The sequence below is a fragment of the Planococcus dechangensis genome (assembly GCF_042654465.1).
Lineage (GTDB): Bacteria > Bacillota > Bacilli > Bacillales_A > Planococcaceae > Planococcus > Planococcus dechangensis.
On record NZ_JBHSGL010000015.1, the window covers coordinates 26912 to 45716 of the forward strand.

General features: G+C 47.9%; 14 protein-coding genes and 1 riboswitch. All 14 genes read left to right on the forward strand.

All coding sequences use genetic code 11. The annotated features are described in order from the left end of the window. Positions 1 to 512 precede the first annotated feature (512 nt). Positions 513 to 633: riboswitch (SAM riboswitch) on the forward strand. Positions 634 to 741: 108 nt separating this feature from the next. Then, a complete protein-coding gene (locus ACFO5U_RS14580) occupies positions 742 to 1569 on the forward strand; it encodes a MetQ/NlpA family ABC transporter substrate-binding protein (RefSeq protein WP_377279813.1) in 828 nt (275 codons plus the stop codon). 21 nt (positions 1570 to 1590) lie between these two features. Further along, the gene (locus tag ACFO5U_RS14585) at positions 1591 to 2775 is read left to right on the forward strand and encodes an acyl-CoA dehydrogenase family protein (RefSeq protein WP_377280142.1); all 1185 of its coding nucleotides are present in this window, start codon (positions 1591 to 1593) and stop codon (positions 2773 to 2775) included. A 225-nt stretch (positions 2776 to 3000) separates the two neighbouring features. After that, entirely contained in the window at positions 3001 to 3846 is an 846-nt protein-coding gene (locus ACFO5U_RS14590) for a DegV family protein (protein WP_377279814.1), read from the forward strand. A 227-nt stretch (positions 3847 to 4073) separates the two neighbouring features. Beyond that, positions 4074 to 5012 carry a sensor domain-containing diguanylate cyclase gene (locus ACFO5U_RS14595; protein ID WP_377279815.1) on the forward strand — a complete coding sequence of 313 codons (939 nt, stop codon included), beginning with the start codon at positions 4074 to 4076 and terminating at the stop codon, positions 5010 to 5012. 275 nt (positions 5013 to 5287) lie between these two features. Beyond that, positions 5288 to 6283: a tRNA dihydrouridine synthase gene (locus tag ACFO5U_RS14600; protein WP_377279816.1), complete on the forward strand. Its 996-nt coding sequence runs from the start codon at positions 5288 to 5290 to the stop codon at positions 6281 to 6283. 110 nt (positions 6284 to 6393) lie between these two features. Next, a complete protein-coding gene (locus tag ACFO5U_RS14605) occupies positions 6394 to 6615 on the forward strand; it encodes a hypothetical protein (protein ID WP_083388988.1) in 222 nt (73 codons plus the stop codon). A gap of 214 nt (positions 6616 to 6829) precedes the next feature. Further along, positions 6830 to 7954 carry a sugar ABC transporter substrate-binding protein gene (locus tag ACFO5U_RS14610; RefSeq protein WP_377279817.1) on the forward strand — a complete coding sequence of 375 codons (1125 nt, stop codon included), beginning with the start codon at positions 6830 to 6832 and terminating at the stop codon, positions 7952 to 7954. A gap of 82 nt (positions 7955 to 8036) precedes the next feature. Continuing rightward, positions 8037 to 9557, forward strand: coding sequence for an ATP-binding cassette domain-containing protein (locus ACFO5U_RS14615; protein WP_377279818.1), 1521 nt, complete (start codon positions 8037 to 8039; stop codon positions 9555 to 9557). A 13-nt stretch (positions 9558 to 9570) separates the two neighbouring features. Beyond that, positions 9571 to 10746, forward strand: a complete 1176-nt coding sequence (locus ACFO5U_RS14620) for a sugar ABC transporter permease (protein WP_377279819.1) — start codon at positions 9571 to 9573, stop codon at positions 10744 to 10746. Positions 10747 to 10876: 130 nt separating this feature from the next. Next, the gene (locus tag ACFO5U_RS14625; protein ID WP_377279820.1) at positions 10877 to 11857 is read left to right on the forward strand and encodes a sugar ABC transporter substrate-binding protein; all 981 of its coding nucleotides are present in this window, start codon (positions 10877 to 10879) and stop codon (positions 11855 to 11857) included. Next, positions 11854 to 13302: a sensor histidine kinase gene (locus ACFO5U_RS14630; RefSeq protein WP_377279821.1), complete on the forward strand. Its 1449-nt coding sequence runs from the start codon at positions 11854 to 11856 to the stop codon at positions 13300 to 13302. The genes ACFO5U_RS14625 and ACFO5U_RS14630 overlap by 4 nt, the downstream gene beginning before the upstream one ends. Further along, positions 13295 to 14848, forward strand: a complete 1554-nt coding sequence (locus ACFO5U_RS14635; RefSeq protein WP_377279822.1) for a response regulator — start codon at positions 13295 to 13297, stop codon at positions 14846 to 14848. Before ACFO5U_RS14630 ends, ACFO5U_RS14635 begins: the two co-directional genes overlap by 8 nt. Beyond that, positions 14845 to 15903, forward strand: a complete 1059-nt coding sequence (gene xylF, locus ACFO5U_RS14640) for a D-xylose ABC transporter substrate-binding protein (protein ID WP_377279823.1) — start codon at positions 14845 to 14847, stop codon at positions 15901 to 15903. The genes ACFO5U_RS14635 and xylF overlap by 4 nt, the downstream gene beginning before the upstream one ends. A gap of 339 nt (positions 15904 to 16242) precedes the next feature. Beyond that, positions 16243 to 18618, forward strand: a complete 2376-nt coding sequence (locus tag ACFO5U_RS14645) for a glycoside hydrolase family 65 protein (protein ID WP_377279824.1) — start codon at positions 16243 to 16245, stop codon at positions 18616 to 18618. Positions 18619 to 18805: the final 187 nt, after the last annotated feature.

Consider the following 18805-nt stretch of genomic DNA (forward strand, 5'->3'; position numbering starts at 1 on the left):
TTTATAAACTAGAAATTTCTTGAAGTATTTGGAATTATGAGAGTTCTTAAATGAAAATTATACACTATTTTCCTCCTAGCAAAGTGATAAGAAGTAATGATAATAATTATATATCTAATAGAATCTCTTCAGGCTGGGTATGCTGTATAGGCGGATGAATTCCGTGATCCACAATGAATCGAAAAGGTGATCACCTTTTCTACAATCAAAATCAATGGATTATTTTAGTATTTGGAGAAGCGTTCGCTCGACTCCAGTGGATCAGCGAGACGACCGAGACCCCGCAAGGCGCACCGCGACTGAGGAGGCTTGGGCGCGAGCCCACGGAAAGCGAGCGATAAGCTTCGGAAAATACGACTTCTTAACTTTCTCGACAGCGTAAAACTCTTTCTACTCTGTGAAAAGGAGTTTTTTAATGAATTGATCTCTAAACAAGCTATTGCCATAAAATCAAAGCTCTGCTATTGTATTAATCATATCAAATTACTCGGCATTAACACTGAGTACATAATTTCTTATCCAGAGAAGTGGAGGGACTGGCCCTTTGAAGCTTCGGCAGCGGAACAGATTGGATGTCCAATTTGAAACTGTGCCAAATCCAGCAGGTGCTGCTATGCATTTGAGAGATGAGAAGAGCCGGACGGTGAGTCTCTCTTCTTTTTATGAAGAGGGGCTTTTTCTATTGGGCCGCAAGTTGATAGCATTTCATTCAAAATGAAAAAGACTAAGGAGAGATGGCAGATGAACAAACAGTGGATCGGAGTGCTCGGGATTTCGGGTTTATTACTTGCAGCATGTGGCGATAGCGGGGAAGCTTCTGGGGAAGACAAGAAAGAAGTGCGTGTCGGCTTTGGCGTCGGGACGTATGAGCAGCAATTCAAGGAAGGGATTTTGCCTATTTTGGAGGAGAAGGGGTATAAAGTGGATACAACAACTTTTTCCCAAAACATGCAGTTGAACCCGGCGATGCAGGAAGGCTCGATCGATGCGAGCATTTTCCAGAGCACGGCGTATATGGAAGGGATCAACGAGGAACTGGGCATGGGCATGACGGGCATCGCGTTTGTGCCAAGTGCGCCTCAAGGCTTGTATTCCGAGCATCATCAATCTTTGGATGAGGTGAAGGACGGCTCGACTGTCGGCTTGCCGAATGATCCGGTCAATCAGGAGCGCGCAGTGCGTATCTTGGAAGAATTGGGCTGGGTGACGGTGTCGGACGGCGCAGGCGTGACGGATTTTAATTTGAACGCAGTGGAAAGCGCTGATTATGACTTGGACTTGAAAGTCTTGGACCCGGCGCAAATCCTGGTGTCGCTGCAGGACATCGACTTTGGCGTCGTTAACGGCAATTATATTGCCAATGCGCCGGACCGCAAGATTACCGATGCCTTGAAAATCGAGAACACGCCGGAACAGCACCGCATCGTGGTGACGATCGAGGAAGAAAATGCGGATACCGAGTGGGCGAAAGATTTGAAAGAAGCTTACGAATCCGAGGAATTCCAGGAATATATCGAGTCGAATGAGCAGTACGACGGCTTTATTTTGACGGAGGAATGGACGCAATAGATAGGAGAAAGGTGAAGAATGATGGATATCCTAAAAGCGAAAACATTTGAAGAACGCATGGACATATTGAACGAAACCGTCGCGCCTTTTACGGAGCGGGCGGCGCGCAACGACTTGGAACGAAATTTTCCATTCGAAAATTTCAACGAACTGAAAGCAATCAATTATCCGGCGTTGACGATTCCGAAAGCATACGGCGGAGCGGGGATTTCCTTGTCGGAGATGCTGCGCTACCAGGAAGCGATCAGCCGTGCGGACGGGTCGACCGGTTTGTCGATTGGCTGGCATATGGGCATCGTTCAAGATTTAGGCGAGACCGGTAAATGGGACGAATCGGTGCTTGTGGCCTTGTTCGACGATATCAAAGCCCGTGGTGCGTTGATCAATAATTGCGCGACCGAAAAGCAGACCGGCAGCCCGACGAGAGGCGGAAAACCGTCTACAAAAGCCAGAAAAGAAGGTGGGGCTTGGGTTATCGACGGGCGCAAGTCGTTTACGTCGATGGCGCCAGTGTTGGATTACTTCAACGTGACCGCTGTGATTGAAGAGACCGGTGAAGTCGGCTACTTCCTCATTCCGCGGTCGGCTGAAGGTGTAGAGATCGACGAAACTTGGGACAGCGTGGCGATGACCGGCACCGGCAGCCATGACTTGGTGTTGACAAATGTCCGAGTTGAGGAAAAGGCCTTGGTCGAAATCAGCGTGCCCGGGAAAAAACAGCCGGCGGGATGGCTGCTGCACATTCCGGCGTGCTACCTCGGAATTGCCCAGGCAGCGCAGGATTACGCGATCCGTTTTGCGCAAGATTATTCGCCGAATAGCTTGAACGGGCCGATCATCGAGTTGCCGAACGTGAAGCAAAAAATCGGCCAAATCGAATTGGAGTTGCAGCGGGCGCGGCATTTCCTTTATTCCGTCGCGAAACAATGGGACGAGTCGGACGAGCAGCAGCGCTCGCAGATGGCGCCGGAACTCGGAGCCGTGAAAGTCGCAGTGACGAATTCAGCGGTCGACATCGTGGATTTGGCAATGCGGGTGGCGGGTGCACACAGCCTATCGGAAAAATCGCCCTTGCAGCGCTATTACCGAGATGTGCGGGCAGGACTCCACAACCCACCGATGGAAGATATGCTCATTCCGGCGCTTGCGGACTTTGCGATTGGAAACCAGTCTGAGAAAAAAATGAACGAACAAGTTTTGAAATAACGGCGATACAAGCTAAAAGGCCGCTAATCCTCATTGGATTGGCGGCCTTTTGAGATGAGTGAATTCTATTTATTGGAATAGATAAGTGCAAATTATGTCGGCGCTTACATAAACTTTCCCATATGTGACACCTGTCACTAGTGCCGTGTAGATTCGTCACGTAAGTTAAGTGAAGTAAGCAAATGATTCAGACGAGAAATTTGTATGTTAAAGGAGAATTTTTTAGTGAAGAAAATAGCTTGGATTACCGATACAGCAGCACAACTAGACGAAGCTTTTATTCAACAACATAATGTGCACGTCCTGCCCCTTAGCGTAGTTTTTGACGAAGGGTCTTACCGCGAATCAATCGATCTTACACAAGAAGAGTTTTATGATAAATTGCGTTTGGCGAAAGTATCGCCGAAAACTTCCCAGCCTGCCATTGGCGAGATGCTCGAACTATATGAGAAATTACAGTCGGAAGGTTATGATTTTGCGATTGCCCTGCATTTATCGAGCGGGCTTTCCGGCACATTCGACAGCGCGCAGTCGGCTGCAGAGATGTCGGATTTCAAAGTATATCCGATCGACTCGAAAATCGGTTCTTTCCCGATGGTGAAAATGATCGAAGTCGGCGATCGAATGTTTGCAGAAGGACAAGACGCTGACAAAGTGGTGGCGACAATTCAAGGGATGGCGGAAAAAGCGCATTTGTCGTTTATTCCATCAAGTTTGAACCAATTGCATAAAAGCGGGCGTGTGTCCGGCACTCAATCGTTCATCAGCAATATTTTGAACATTAAACTGGTCATCACTTTTGTCGACGGGGTAACGGTCATGAAAGAAAAAGTCCGTTCCAATAAGCGTGCAAAACAAAGTGTCATGTCGGCGCTTCGCAAAGATATGGAAACTGGCACTGTGCCGGAAGTGGCGGCGATCCATTGCAATAATGCGGAGGATGCGGAAGTCTGGAAAAAAGAGCTTTTGCAGGAGTTTCCGGAATTAAAAGTGAGTGTTGTCCCGTTGAGTGTATGCGTAGGTGTGCATGCAGGCGAAGGTACGACGGGATTGAGCTGGGTCAGTTACTAAAAATAGGATAGAAATGAAAAAACCGATGGAGCTATGTGGCAATGGCCGCTCCATCGGTTTTTTTCATTTTTCATGGAATCTGCCAGTATCAACTAGCCGAACATCTCTTAGCTATTTATGTTAAACTTTAGTAAATATAGAGAAATATTGGCTATTGATAAAAACGATTAATTTATCTTTTCAAGCAACTGAAAAAAGAAATCTGATAATAATTGAGGTGCTTAATTATGGGGACATTTCAGGAGTTGGAAATGTATAAGAATTTTGATGAGCTGGCGGAGGATGTCATCGATTTGGCTAAAGAGATTTTGCCGGATCAATTGTTTTACTTAAGCTCCATCAGTGAAGCCCAGCAAATGATTCTTAAGCATTCTCCGAACGATACAACCATCCCTATAGCAGAAGGATTGGTTTTGAATCTGGATGATTCGCTGTGCAGCCGTGTGGATTTCAAGACCAAGCAGCCATTGGTCTATGAAGATGTCAAAGATGGCCATGAGCTGGGGGTGTTTGAAGAAAAGCTGGAAGCGGCCAATGTGCGTTCGTATTTGGGACTGCCGATTTCCTTCATTAACGGGGAACGGTTCGGCACTTTGTGCGCGGTGAATGATGAAAAAAGCCAATTCGATACAAAAAGCATCACTTTATTACAGCGCCTTGTACGGATGTTCGCTTATTATCTCGACCTTGAGCGCTTCGCTTACAGGGATTCGCTGACGGATCTGTACAATCGACATTATCTTGCCCGTTTTTTTGAAGAGCATTCAAAAGCTGGCGGCGCGATATTCTTCCTCGATCTGGACGGTTTCAAAAAGGTCAATGATTTGTATGGCCACGATACGGGTGATGTGGTGTTGAAAGAAGTGGCCTCAAAGCTGCAGCGGTTTATCGCAGGCCATTCAGATGCATTAGCGGTGAGGCTCGGCGGAGATGAGTTTCTGGTTTATTTTACCGAACCAGCGAGTGCAGCTGAATTGAGCGAATGGGCCGATCGCTTGCTCAGCAGCTTGAGCCAGTGGGAGGCCGATTATCCACTTTCGGCGAGCATCGGCATTGCCCAATACCCTGCCGATGTGGATTGTGAATTGAAAGAGCTGCTTCAACAAGCCGACGAAGCATTGTATCGAGCGAAAAAATCAGGGAAAAACCGCTATACCTTCTATTAATAAAGGCCGATGGATGATAGAAAGGTTTAACGAGCAGAAGATAGTGTATCCAGCCCTCCCAGGCAATCTTAGGATTGCGGCGAGGGCTTTTGCCTGTCCGGCGGGAGTAGAGCACCTCCCTTTCCACAGCGCCTGGAATCGTGTAAACTGTATAAGGTTAAGAAAAGCTAAGACATGTTGAATCGTTTGATATTGTTGGATTTCCATTATAGATGATAGTGAATTTTTGGATGAAAGATTGTTTCATCCCGCAATGAAAGGATTGGAAGTTAACTATGAAAGAGAATTTTTGGCGTGATTTGCCACGACCGTTTTTTGTCCTAGCGCCGATGGAAGATGTCACAAACGTGGTGTTTCGCCACGTCGTAGCGAAAGCGGCACGGCCGGATGTGTTTTTTACGGAGTTTACGAATACCGAAAGCTATTGCCATCCGGAAGGCCAACTGAGCGTGCGCGGCCGTCTGACGTTCACCGAAGACGAACAGCCGATGGTCGCTCATATATGGGGCAACAAACCCGAGCATTTCCGCGAGATGAGCATTGGCATGGCTAAGCAAGGCTTTAAAGGCATCGACATCAATATGGGATGCCCGGTGCCGAACGTTGCTTCTAAAGGGAAAGGCAGCGGCATGATCAATTATCCGGACAATGCGGCGGAAGTCATCGAAGCTGCAAAAGCAGGCGGATTGCCTGTCAGCGTCAAGACGCGTCTCGGCTATACGTCCGTCGACGAGTGGAGAGGCTGGCTGACGCATATTTTGGAGCAGGACATCGCCAATCTGTCGATCCATTTGCGTACGAAAAAAGAAATGAGCGCAGTGCCCGCCCATTGGGAGTTGATCCCGGAGATCAAGGCATTGCGCGATGAGATCGCACCGGATACCTTGATCACCATCAACGGTGATATTCCGGATTATCAAACCGGCATGGAGCTTGCCGAAAAATACGGCATCGACGGCGTCATGATCGGTCGCGGGATTTTCCATAACCCGTTTGCTTTTGAAAAAGAGCCGAGAGAACATAGCACGCAGGAACTATTCGACCTGTTGCGCCTGCACCTGGACCTTCACGATCACTACTCGACAGAAGCCGAGCCGATTTCATTCAAGCCGCTGCGCCGTTTCTTCAAAATCTACGTGCGCGGCGTGCGTGGTGCCGGTGAGCTGCGAAACGATTTGATGCACACCGAGACGACTGAGGAAGTGCGCGTTTTGCTCGATAATTTCCAAGCTACTGCAGAGTCGGAGAAAATGGCGAATAGTTCTCTCTAAAACGAACGCATTCCATGCTATAATGGATAACTTAAGATAACTGTATGTTCTTCTTAATATATTGGAAGCCTGAACAGCCTCCACTGAACAAAATACGGAGGTGCAACACTATGAATAAACGATGGACGATCGATAAAATCAGAACATTCGTCAACAACAACTCCGACAGCAAACTGCTGTCGACGGAATATCACGGGTTCTCCCAAAAGCTGCTGTTTAAATGTGCATGCGGCAATAACTTCGAGAAGACCTTCACGAAGTTCAACAAGAACAACCAGCGTAAATGCGATACATGCCAGCCGCCGAAAGCATCGCGCGGCCAGGAACAATAACGAATGACAACGCCAATTCCCGCATAGGGGATTGGCGTTTTTTTATTGCTTGGGAATATAGATGGTGAAGAGACGGTCCAGCCTTCAAAGCGAAAAGTTAAAAAAGTACAGATGATGTTAAAAGAGTGCTAGTGAAAGCGCTATCATTAAAGTTTTCAGAATTTATACTTAAGGAGTAATTACTTATATTGACAAAGGGAGAGGGGAAAACGATATGAAAAAGAATTCTAAAGGATTTATGTTGCTGATGGTCCTGGCATTGTTTGCGTTGATTGCTGCAGGATGCGGCGATGAAGGATCGGCGGGTTCAGGTTCAGGCTCTGGGGTGGATGTCGGAATTGTGCTGCCAACGAAAGATGAACCACGGTGGGTACAGGATGAACAGCGCTTTAAAGATGCACTAGCAGACTCGGATTATTCAACTGAGATTTTATTCAGCCAAGGCTCATCGGCAAAAGAAAAAGAAAACGTCGAAGCTTTATTAAATAAAGGCATCAAAGTGTTGATCATTACACCGCATGACGGCCCTGCAGCAGCTGCGGCAGTGGAAGCAGCAAAAGCAGATGACGTCACGGTAATCGCTTACGACCGCTTGATTACAGACACCGACGCTATCGACTACTACGTCACATTCGATTCATTGGCAGTAGGCGCGGCGCAAGCCCAGTATTTGATCGATAACGCAGAAGGCTCGGATATTCCGTTGTACTTGTATGCAGGAGCTTCTTCAGATAATAACGCATTCTTGTTTTTCCAAGGAGCATGGGAAGTGTTACAGCCGAAAATTGCTGACGGCACATTCAAAATCGCCAACTCCAGTGAAGCGGAAGCTTTGAAAGATACAAAAGAATTGGATCGCAATCAACTGAGCAAAATCATTGGCCAGGTGACGACAAACTGGGATTCAAACGAATCGAAGAACAAAGCTCAAACGCATTTGACTTCAGTCAGTGAAGACTTGAAAGGCGATGTGGCGATTCTGGCACCGAACGATGGCACGGCCCGTTCGATTGCAGACGTATTCGCATCAGACTCAGCTATCACGGATTACACGATCACTGGACAGGATGCTGAAAAAGCTTCCATCCAATACATTATCGATGAGAAGCAATCGATGACCGTCTTCAAAGATGTCCGCACGCTCGTACAGGATGCAATGGGCATGGCGGTTGATGTTCTAGATGGCAACGACCCGGAGACGACTGGTTCTTACGATAATGGTGCGGGTGAAGTAAAAGCGAAGCAGACCGACGTCATTGTGGTCGACAAAGAAAATGTTAAAGCTGAATTGATCGACACCGAATATTATGAAGCAAGCGAGTTTACAGGAATCGAGTAAAACAATAGGACACAGGAATAGTGATAGAACTTTCTATCACTATTTCTCCATTCCTTGGCGTTTTCGTAAGGGAGGCGAAGAAATGAGCGACTATATTTTGGAAATGAAAGGCATTTCAAAAGTATTCACAGGAACCAAGGCTTTGGATGATGTGAACTTCAAGGTGGAACGCGGAGAAATTCACTGCTTGATCGGGGAAAATGGGGCCGGGAAATCGACTCTCATGAAAGTGCTCAGTGGTGTCTACCCTTATGGCACCTATGAAGGAGACATCGTCTTCGAGGGGCAAGTGCAGCAATTCAATGAAATCAACGATAGCGTCAAAGCTGGAATCGCCATCATTTATCAGGAGCTGGCGCTGTTTCCTGACCTGACGGTGTATGAAAACATTTTTGCCGGCAACGAAATCAGAAAAGGCCCGTTTGTGGATTGGAATGAAACGATTGTCCAGGCAGCCAGAATGCTCAAAAAGGTGAAGTTGAAAGTAGATCCTGAAACCTTGATCAAAGATTTGGGTGTAGGCAAGCAGCAATTGGTCGAAATTGCTAAAACACTCAGTAAAGAAGTCAAGTTGCTGATTTTGGATGAGCCGACCGCGGCCTTGAATGAAAATGACAGTGAAAACTTATTGGAGCTTCTGAAGGAATTGAGATCACAAGGCATTACGTGCATCATGATTTCCCACAAACTAAAAGAAGTCATTTCCATTGCCGATAAAGCAACGATTTTAAGAGACGGAAAAACCATTTGCACGCTGGATGCCCATAAAGGCGAGATTTCCGAAAGTGTCATCATTAAAAACATGGTAGGCCGGGAAATCGCCGATATTTACCCGAAGCGCTTGGATCATCAATTCGGCGAGACGGTGCTCGAGTTGAATGACTGGTCAGCATATGATTCCCAACTGGGCCGGGATATGGTGAAAAAAGCGAATATCTACGTGAAGCAAGGCGAAATTGTCGGAATTGCAGGACTGATGGGGTCCGGCCGCACGGAACTCGCGCTGAGCATTTTCGGAAATCCAAAAAAATATAAATTGCAAGGTGGCATGAAGGTCTATGGCAAGCCGGTTCACTTCAAGCATACGAGTGACGCGATCAAAGCGGGCATCGCTTATGTGACCGAGGACCGTAAAGGCAATGGATTGTTCTTGATCAATGACATCAAAAACAATATTACGGCAGCCCATTTGAAAGGAATCTCCCAAAGCGGAGTGCTCAATTTGAATGAGGAAGTGAAAGTAGGGTCTGATTACAGGAGATCGCTGCACATCAAGACGAGCTCACTCGAACTGGCAGTCGGCAAGTTAAGCGGTGGCAACCAGCAAAAAGTGTCGCTCGGCAAATGGTTGTTTACAGGACCGAAAATCCTCATTCTCGATGAACCGACCCGTGGCATCGATGTCGGGGCGAAATTTGAAATCTATACGATCATGAACGAACTGATCAAGCAAGGCATGAGCATCATCATGATTTCTTCTGAACTGAACGAAATCATCGGCATGAGCGACCGGATCTACGTCATGGCAGAAGGCTCGATCACCGGTGAATTATCTAGAGAAGGCACGACGCAAGAAGCCATTATGGAACTGGCAACGCAATAGGGGGTATGGACCAATGAGTTTTATCAATGAAGCGAGATTCCTGATTAAAGCAAATATCCGTGATTACGGAATGTACATCGCATTGTTTGTCATCATGCTGACATTTTCCGTTCTGACGGACGGTTTATTCATGTCATCCCGCAACATCAGCAACCTGCTCGATTCGGCAGGCTATATTGCTGTTCTTGCAGTGGGAATGACACTGGTCATCGTGATCCGCCACATCGATTTATCGGTTGGCTTCGTCGCTGGATTTCTTGGTGCGGTTGCAGCGATTTTCCTGACGCAGATGGGCATGTCGGTCTGGCTCGTCATCCCAATTGTGCTGGTTTTCGGTATTATTATCGGCTTGTTCAACGGGTTTTTAATCGCCAAAATCGGCATTCCAGCCTTTGTGGCGACGCTTGCCGGCATGCTGATTTTCCGTGGGGCCTTATTGAATGTCACGGAATCCACTGGCACGATCATCGTAAACGATGATTTATTCAACGCACTTGGCAACGGCTTTATCCCCTCGCTAGTAGAAGTGAACGGGTTGCATTTGCTGTCGCTGCTGGTCGGATTTATCGGCATCGCATTATACATTTACAGTGAACTATCAACTCGCCGCAACAAAGTGAAGTATGGGTTTGATGTGATATCCCTTCAGATTTTCATTTTTAAATTGCTCTTCGTCTCTTTTATTATCGGTTATATCACTTGGGTCCTCGCCGGGTACAACGGCTTTTCATGGACCGTCGTCATCATGCTGCTGGTCGTTGTGGTGTATCATTTCCTATCGACAAAAACCGTCCTCGGACGCAATATTTATGCGGTCGGCAGCAACCCTGAAGCGGCTCACTTGAGCGGCATCAATGTCACGAAAATCACCATGATCGTCTTCGGATCGATGGGTATGCTTGCCGCATTATCCGGTATCCTGTTCACGGCACGCCTGCAGTCTGCTACCACTACGGCAGGAACTTTGTTCGAACTGGATGCCATCGCGGCAGCTTATGTCGGTGGCGTTTCTTCAGCCGGCGGCGTCGGTAAAGTCACCGGTGCCATCATCGGGGCGATTGTCATGGCTTCCTTGTCGAGCGGCATGAACTTGCTCGGTGTCGGTATTTCCTATCAGTATATGATTCGCGGGGGAGTTTTGGCCGCAGCTGTCATTTTTGATGTAATGACACGCAAACAACGCGGATAAATCGATCTCTATAATTGCACGACAGCGCCTTCTAAATCGGAGGTGCTTTCTTTATATTTTGAGAGTATTGAGAATTTTCCGCCAGGTGATAAGATGAAAAGAGTTTAATCACAAAAAAGGGGATCGAAATGTGAAAAGAAAAGTCATCTTTGTCCTTTGCTCACTATGCGCGGTACTCGGATTTTTTACTATTTTATCTGTGAATAAGGTGTTGCATTCCGAATGGGAATTGCCTTCAACTGTCAAAACGGAGCAAGATGGCTTGCGCATCGTGTTGATCACCCAGGAGCTGGATACGCCGTTTTGGCGATTGGTAGGCGAAGGTGCAGCCAAACAGGCAGAACAAGAGGAAGTCGGCTTTGAATTATGGGGCAGCTATAGTAATAACCAGGAAGATTTTTTGAAGCAAGTTGAAATTGCACTTCATTCGAAAGTGGACGGCGTCATAGTCCAAGGGATTGATACGGAAGAGTTCCAGCAATTGACGCGCATTAAAGCCGCTTCCTACGGCATCCCGATTATCACGGTCGCAAATGATGTACCGGTCGAAAAAAGCCTGCGCAAAACCTATGTGGGCTCAGATCATTACGAAGCGGGAAAAATGCTGGTCGAGCAATTAGTCGGTGATATGGGCGAACAAGGGGAACTGGTAGTGCTTGGCGATTTCGATCTCGATTACAGCCAGCGCCTCCGCTTGGAGGGGATGGAAGACGGCCTCGAAAACCATCCGGACATCCGCTCTGTATATGTGGAAAGCGGATCTTCTGATGAAGAGGCGGCGTCTGCAGCGCAGCAAGCACTCAATAAACACCCAAACGTCGATGCGTTCATTGCGCTCAACGTCCGCCAGGCGGGTGCTGTGATGCAGGAAATCAGCCGGCGCACCAAACTGGGGCCGTTTTATATGTATTCTTTTGATGACGGGGCTAATGCCTCGGATCTATTGATGGAAGGAAAACTGGATGCCCTCATCGAACAATCGCCGGAACAGATGGGGCAAAAGAGTGTGGAAGTGATGATGCAATGGCTGCGCAATGAAGTGGTTCCGCTCGACTCTGAAGGCTATATTACCGACATCCGTGTTGTAGAAGGAAAGGGCGGAACGCCGTGAATACAATCCAGAAAAAGATTTGGATGCTCGCCGGTGTCGTGATCGTCATGATGTTTACCATCTGGTTGGCATTGACCTTTTATAACCAAAAAACGCAGGACCAATACAATGACATCCTCCAACGCTATTTGCAGATGCATGAAGTGACCGACGCGAGCCAGGAGACGGTGACAAATCTAAATGGCTATTTGAGTGAACCGACAGGGCGTACCGCCAATAGATTAGAAGCAAGCCGAAAGAGGCTCGGCGAGGCCCAGGCATCTCTCTTCGAGTTGCGCAATGCCGAGAACGAATTTACATTGACCAATTACAGCAATATGATCGGGAGCTTTATGGAAACCGTCGACCGGTCCATTGCGTTCAGCGAACAAGGTGAACGCGAAACTGCCTTGGCTGAATTTACGGAAGCCAATCGGATTTCCATCTATATTTCCGAAATGACTTTATCGATATTCAATTCCGAGCTTAGAACCTATGAACGGTTTTACCGTGACATCATCATCCAGTCGCAAGAACTGAATACGATGGGCGTGTTGCTACTGTCGCTGACGAGCGTTCTGCTGTTATTGTTCACTTATTTGTTTTCGCTGGGCATCACCAAGCCCGTGCATCAATTGACCAAAGCGGCAAACGAATTGGCGAAAGGACGGTTCGACCAGCCCATCCGCGTGAACTCCAATGACGAGATTTCTTTCTTGGCCAAAACTTTCGACCATATGCGGGTCAATATCAATAAACTCATTTTGGAGATCCAGCAAAAAGCGCAAGTGGAAAGTGAATTGCAGGAAAGCCAATTGCTGCTGCAGCAAAGCCAAATGCGCCATCTGCAAAGTCAGGTGAACCCGCATTTCTTGTTTAATACATTGAATACCTTATCGAAAAAAGCTTATTTGGATGGTGCACAAGATACCAGTGATTTGCTGGTCAGCGTTGCCAGCCTGCTGCGCTACAATTTAAAGCGTCTAGACCATACCGTCACACTCGAAGAAGAGGCCTATGTATTAAAGCAGTATATGGAAATTCAAAAAGCCCGCTTCAGCGACCGTTTGGAGTTTAGCGTTGACCTGGACGGATCAGTGCTGCCTTATCAAATGCCGAGCCTGACGCTTCAGCCGCTCATTGAAAATGCGGTGATCCACGGAATTGAACCGAAAGAGCAAGATGGCCACATCTGGTTCCGCATTAAAGATTTAGTGGAAACGATCGTCATTGAAATTGAAGATAATGGCATGGGAATGGAGGCCGACACGATCGAGGAATTGTTGTCCGGCAGTATCAACCCGCGTGAAGGGCATACGACAGGCATCGGGTTCGCCAATGTCGCCAAACGGCTTCGATTATTCTATGGACGCGAAGATGTGGTGGAAATTGAAAGCACACCCGGGAGCGGAACAAAAATCATCTTGAAATTGCCAAAAGTGATGGAGGTTGAAAATTATGGTTAAACTTCTGCTCGTTGATGATGAACCGATTGAACGGGATGGGATGCAAGCCATTCTGTTGCATGCATTTCAGGACATTGAAATCAAACAGGCGAAAAATGGCAAGATGGCTGTGGAAATTGCAGCTGATTGGAAGCCCGATGTCGTGTTTATGGATATTATGATGCCTACGATGAATGGCTTGGAAGCGATCGAAGAAATCAGAAAGACGGATAAGGAAATTGAATTTGTCATGATGACGGCATTTGATACCTTTGACTATGCACGGCAAGCCATTAAGCTGGGGGTTAAAGATTATTTGCTGAAACCGAGCAAGGCGAGTGAAATCGTTGAAACGGCCGACAAGCTTTTCAAGCAGCTGAAGCAAAAGACACAGGAATCGGTTCAACGCCACCAGGAACAACAAGCGCTTCGAAAAGCATTGGGCATTGTCGAGACGGATATCGTCACTCAATTATTATTCGACCATGTCCATGAAATGCATATCGATTTGCTGGTTGAGATGCTGGAAACCCAGACGGCAGATGAAAAATTCGTCATGACGGTGCTTATTCCGGAAGGAGCTGAGCATTTGTATGCGGACATCAAACAGCAAATTAGAACGGATCATACCGTCTGGATAGGCGCATGCTACGACAAGCAATTGCCGTTCATTGTCTTTCGCAACCCGGGTCAATCTTTCCGCGCTCAAGCAATTGCATTAGCCAACGGAATATTGGCGGTCACGGGCAAGAAAGATGGATGGTTTGTCGGCATCGGCACCCTTTGTGGGTCGCTGGATGAAGTCCGCAATTCCTACCAGAAATCGCTCATTGCCATGCTCGATGTCAAAGTGCCTGCACGCTACCGGTTTTATTCGGAGGAACTCGAGCCTACTCGAGCAGAGGTGCCGGTGTTCATCAAACAACAGGAAAAGAGGCTGGTTGATTTTGTGCGTATCGGGGAGTGGGAAGCAGTGGAAGGCCTGGTGCTCCATCTTATCCGGCAGCTGGAACACGCGGGGGAAAATGTGGTGAGGGCGCAGCAGCGGTCGCTTGAGTTCCTATGGCTTACAAACCGTGTGATGGCCGAGGCCGGAATCCAAGCCGAGACCCCTTTTTATGCGCTTGCGGCAAAGGACTATCGGCAATTGATGTCTGAAACGCTCGAATTGATACGGGGCTTGAAAAAAACCTATATGGCTCAATCTGTCCGGTTGGAGTTCGATAAAATCCACAAAATCAAGCAATTCATTACAGAGCATTCACATGAAGACATTTCGCTCGATGTGCTGGCGCGCAAAGTGGATTTAAGCCCGATTTATATCAGCAAGATGTTCAAGGAGAAACTCGGCATCAACTACATCGACTTTCTGACACAATGCCGAATGGAAAAAGCGAAAAAGCTTTTGGCGGATCCGAAAATAAGCCTCAAGGCGATTGCGCTTGAAGTCGGGTATCATGAACCGAATTACTTCAGCAAAGTGTTCCGCAAAATGAATGACCAATCTCCAACTGAATACCGCATAACTGTGCTGAATGCAGGAACAGTAGAAGGAATCGGGACATGAAGCTGGTGAAGAGGATGCTATTGCTGCTCGTTGGCGTGGGGTTGCTCGTTGCTTGTACGGAAAATGTCGAGACTCTAGAAAACCCCGATGTTGAAGAAGATATTTGGATCACAGATGAGGCACCGCTGAAAATTGGTTTTGCGATGGATACTTTAAAAGAAGAACGTTGGTTGAAAGACAAGGCCTTGTTCGAAACGGCGATTGAGTCGCATGGCTTGGAAGTGGAGATCGCAGCGGCAAATGGAGATGATGCGCTGCAAATTGCCCAAGCCGAAGAGATGATACAAAACGGCATCGATCTTTTGGTCATCGTTCCCCATAACGCGGAAGCGACTGCCGCGATTGTCCATAAAGCACACGGTGCAGGCATCAAAGTCATCGCCTATGACCGCTTAGTGAAAAATGCGGAAATCGATTTGTATGTTTCCTTCGACAATGAAAAAGTGGGTGAGCTGCAAGCCGAGGCGATGATGAAATTGGTTCCGAAAGGCAATTATGTCTTTATCGGGGGTGCACCGACAGACAATAATGCGCATTTGTTGAAAAAAGGAGTTTTCAACGCTCTGCAGCCGGCAATCGACCGCGGCGATATCAAGATCATCTACGACGAATGGACAGAAGATTGGAATCCGGAATATGCATTTGCCCATATGGCGGAAGCCTTGGAAATCAACGATAATCAAATTGATGCGGTCATTTCCGCCAACGATGCAACTGCCGGTGGAGCCATCGAGGCATTAGAAGCACAAGGGCTTGCAGGGGTCATTCCTGTGGCGGGACAAGATGCAGAACTCGCGGCTGTCCGTCGCATTGTCGATGGAACCCAGATGATGACGGTCTATAAACCGATTCAAGACTTGTCGGAGCAAGTAGCGGCACTTGCTGTCCATCTTGCACAAGATAAAGAGTTCCATCCGACCGTAAGCATCAATAATGGAAAAAGTGAAGTGCCTGCCGTGCTGCTCGAACCAGTTGCCGTCAACAACGATAACTTGAGAGATACGATTATCGCAGATGGATTTCATTCGGAGGATGATGTTTATGGGACAGAGTGAATCCTTGAGTCATGCATTGCAAATAGAGACAGCGCCGATTCCCATACAGGGGATTGGCGCTTTTTTGTCTCCAGTTCAAGCGGGACGACATCGTCTTTCGCAGGCTTTCCGAAAAGGGTCTTCCTTGACTATTAAAAATGCAGGAATTATACTATAATGAAAGCGCTTAATATTCAGAAAAAAAATACATATACGACTTCAGTCAGCATAGAGATGGCAAGGTTTACAGGTGATTCAACCAGTCCCAACAAGACCTGAACAGCCCATCTTTCTTTTTTGGCGAAAAACTAAAACGTTTTCGGAAACCATTTCGAAACCTATGAAAGGAGGCTGGAACGTATGATGAATTATTCGCTCGGCAAAGGTTCATACAAAGATTGGCTATTGGCAGAGACCGCCTTTTCGGCCGATGCGCTCGGCAAAAGCGAAGCGGTGATGCTGCTCGGAAACGGCTATATGGGACTCCGCTCAGACAACGAAGAACCGTATTTGGCGGAAAGGCGCAACTTATTTATCAACGGGACATTCAATAAGGCGGAAGCCAACGAAGTGACAGAGCTGCCGAACGCAGCCAATGTGACCCGACTCGACATCCGTGTAGATGGAGAGCGCTTTTCGCTGGAACTTGGAGAAACAAACGATTACATAAAACAACTCAATATGAAAGACGCCGAGCTGACGCGTTCGTTCGATTGGACCTCGCCTAAAGGCAAGACTTTACGCTTCCGCTTCAGCCGTTTCGTGTCTTTTGACGAGCTGCACTTGATCGCAATGAAAATGGAAGTGGAAAGCTTGTCGCATGATGTGGCTTTGTCGATCGATAGCGGCATTAATGCCCAAATGACCAATTCAGGTGTCCAGCATTTCAAAGAAGGCGAACGGAGAATAGCGGATGGGCGCTTTATCCAGCTGGTCCAAACAACCAACGAATCCGCAATCGACTTTGTCCATAACACGGTCCATGCATTAAAACTCAATGGCGAGAAAATCACCGCGCAAGCCGACAAAGACATGGCTCGCAGAAAAGCATGGATGAGCTACGACATCGAATTGCGCCCGCACGACCACTTAGTCGTGGAAAAGCTGTCGACTGTGCATACGAGCAAAGACTCGGACCTGAATTCCGGCACGTATAGCCTCGAGCAACTGCGTGCAGAGTCGCTCGGACAGCTGAAAGGCCACGACGTGCTCGGTTATGACGCATTATTCGAAGTGCATCGCCGCGCTTGGCAGCAAAAAGTGTGGGGCGCCTATAACGTGGAAGTTGAAAGCAGTGAAGCGGTCGATCAGCTCGCCTTACGGTTCTCGCTATATCATTTGACCGCCATGATGCCGGCGCACGACGAACAGATGGGCATCGGTGCGAAGGCGCTGAGCGGCGAAGGCTATAAAGGGCATTCGTTCTGGGATACGGAAATCTTCATCTTGCCGTTTTTCATCCTGTCGAATCCGCAAGCGGCAAAATCGTTGCTGACCTACCGCTATCATGGTCTCGCGGGGGCAAGGAAAAAAGCGCAGGACAACGGTTATCGAGGCGCAATGTATCCATGGGAAATGGCGTGGCCGACCGACGGCGAAGTGACGCCGGTATGGGGCGATATTGATATCGTCACCGGTGAGCAAACGAAAATTTGGTCGGGCTTTATCGAACAGCATATTTCGGCGGACATCGCGTTTGCGGTCTATCAATACGAAAATATCACCGGCGACCGACAATTTATGGAGCGCTGCGGCTATGAAATGGTGTTTGAAACCGCGAAGTTCTGGGCGAGTCGGTTGGAGTGGAACGACGCGCACCGTCAGTATCACATCAATCACGTCATCGGCCCGGATGAATACAAAGAACACATCAACAACAACGCTTTCACCAACCATATGGCGTACTTCAATTTAAAACTGGCGATGCGCTATGCCGACAAGCTGTCGCAAGAACATACAGAGTTATGGGAAACATTCGGTTTAGAGGCCGACTATGCGGATTGGCGAGAAAAAGCAGAACGGCTGTATTTGCCGGAACCGCGTGCTGAAGATCTTGTGATTCCGCAGGATGATACGTATTTACAGCTGACGGAAATCGATCTTGCGAAATACAAGAACCAGACCAAGGTCCGGACGATTTACCGGGATTACAACGCAGAGCAAATCAACGGCATCCAAGTAACGAAGCAAGCGGATACGCTCTTATTGTTTTATTTGATCGACCAGACTTTCCTGCGCGGCGATCGGCGTTTTTCGGAAGCTGCCAAAAAGGCGAATTTCCGTTATTACGAGGCGCGCACGCTCCACGACTCCTCGCTCAGCCTAGCGACCCATGCGATCATGGCGAGCGATATCGGCGAGCGGGAGCTGGCGTATAAATTGTTCCGCCAAACATGCGACATCGATATGGGACCGGACATGAAAACTTCGGATGAAGGCATACATGCAGCGTCGATCGGCGGCATTTGGAAATCGGCGGTGTTTGGTTTTGCCGGCGTCCGGCTCGCGGATGGCAAGCTGCGGATCAACCCGCGGCTTCCGAAAAACTGGCAGCGACTGCGCTTTACGGTTTACTGGCAAGGCCAGCCGCTGCAGCTTGATATGACCCATGAGTCGATGGACATTGAAGCAAGCGCTGGCCGCCCAGTCGAGTTCGAAACAGGCGGCACGGTCTACACAGTCGACCGGCGCCTGAACATACCGCTCAATCACCAACAGTCGCTATCATCAACATAAGTAAGTTATATAAATTGGACTAAAGAAATATAAGTGAATTAGATCTGATACTTAAACGATGTTGGTATGATGACTTTTCAAAAATATGAAGCAAAACTGCGGAGACTCCCGTGGGGTAGCGAGATAGCCGAGACCCCGCAGGAAATGAATTAGCTTAGCTAATTCATTTGCGACGCATCTGCCGTGC

Coding starts and splice junctions, on each gene's coding strand:
- ACFO5U_RS14580 (WP_377279813.1), top strand. CDS start 742: ATGAACAAACAGTGGATCGGAGTGCTCGGGATTTCGGGTTTATTACTT.
- ACFO5U_RS14585 (WP_377280142.1), top strand. CDS start 1,591: ATGGATATCCTAAAAGCGAAAACATTTGAAGAACGCATGGACATATTG.
- ACFO5U_RS14595 (WP_377279815.1), top strand. CDS start 4,074: ATGGGGACATTTCAGGAGTTGGAAATGTATAAGAATTTTGATGAGCTG.
- ACFO5U_RS14600 (WP_377279816.1), top strand. CDS start 5,288: ATGAAAGAGAATTTTTGGCGTGATTTGCCACGACCGTTTTTTGTCCTA.
- ACFO5U_RS14605 (WP_083388988.1), top strand. CDS start 6,394: ATGAATAAACGATGGACGATCGATAAAATCAGAACATTCGTCAACAAC.
- ACFO5U_RS14610 (WP_377279817.1), top strand. CDS start 6,830: ATGAAAAAGAATTCTAAAGGATTTATGTTGCTGATGGTCCTGGCATTG.
- ACFO5U_RS14615 (WP_377279818.1), top strand. CDS start 8,037: ATGAGCGACTATATTTTGGAAATGAAAGGCATTTCAAAAGTATTCACA.
- ACFO5U_RS14620 (WP_377279819.1), top strand. CDS start 9,571: ATGAGTTTTATCAATGAAGCGAGATTCCTGATTAAAGCAAATATCCGT.
- ACFO5U_RS14635 (WP_377279822.1), top strand. CDS start 13,295: ATGGTTAAACTTCTGCTCGTTGATGATGAACCGATTGAACGGGATGGG.
- xylF (WP_377279823.1), top strand. CDS start 14,845: ATGAAGCTGGTGAAGAGGATGCTATTGCTGCTCGTTGGCGTGGGGTTG.
- ACFO5U_RS14645 (WP_377279824.1), top strand. CDS start 16,243: ATGATGAATTATTCGCTCGGCAAAGGTTCATACAAAGATTGGCTATTG.